Origin of the sequence: Mesorhizobium sp. M5C.F.Ca.IN.020.32.2.1 (assembly GCF_004023105.1) — a bacterium.
Classification (GTDB): domain Bacteria; phylum Pseudomonadota; class Alphaproteobacteria; order Rhizobiales; family Rhizobiaceae; genus Mesorhizobium; species Mesorhizobium wenxiniae.
The window spans coordinates 1-593 of the sequence record NZ_RZSX01001580.1; the positions used below are offsets into that span (position 1 = coordinate 1).

Consider the following 593-nt stretch of genomic DNA (forward strand, 5'->3'; position numbering starts at 1 on the left):
CGCCGAAGGCGCGCCAGCTTCAGGGCAAGCAGCTTTCCTACAACAACATCAACGACACCGACGCCGCCTTCGAACTGGTCGGCGAGTTCGATCCAGGCCGCTCCGCCACTGTCGCCATCATCAAGCACGCCAACCCGTGCGGCGTCGCCGAGGGCGCTTCGCTGAAGGCGGCCTACGCCAAGGCATTTGCCTGCGACCCTGTCTCGGCTTTTGGCGGCATTGTCGCGATGAACCGTACCCTCGATGCCGAGGCCGCCGAAGAGATCGTCAAAACCTTCACCGAGGTCATCATCGCGCCGGGCGCCTCGGAAGAAGCAATCGGCATCGTCGCCGCCAAGAAGAATCTGCGCTTGCTTGTCACCGGCGGCCTGCCCGATCCGCGCGCGGCCGGCTCCACCGTGAAATCCGTTTCCGGCGGGTTGCTCGTCCAGGGCCGCGACAATGCGGTGGTCGATGACCTCGACCTGAAAGTGGTGACCAGGCGCGCGCCGACGCCGGCCGAGATGGCCGATCTCAAATTCGCCTTTCGCATCGCAAAGCACGTCAAGTCGAATGCCATTATCTATGTCAGAGACGGTGCCACCGTCGGCATC

The 593-nt window shown here is 63.7% G+C and carries 1 pseudogene; it reads left to right on the top strand.

From position 1 onward, the window contains the following. Positions 1–593 (top strand): annotated as a pseudogene (purH, locus tag EOA86_RS37565) (bifunctional phosphoribosylaminoimidazolecarboxamide formyltransferase/IMP cyclohydrolase); the annotation flags it as partial.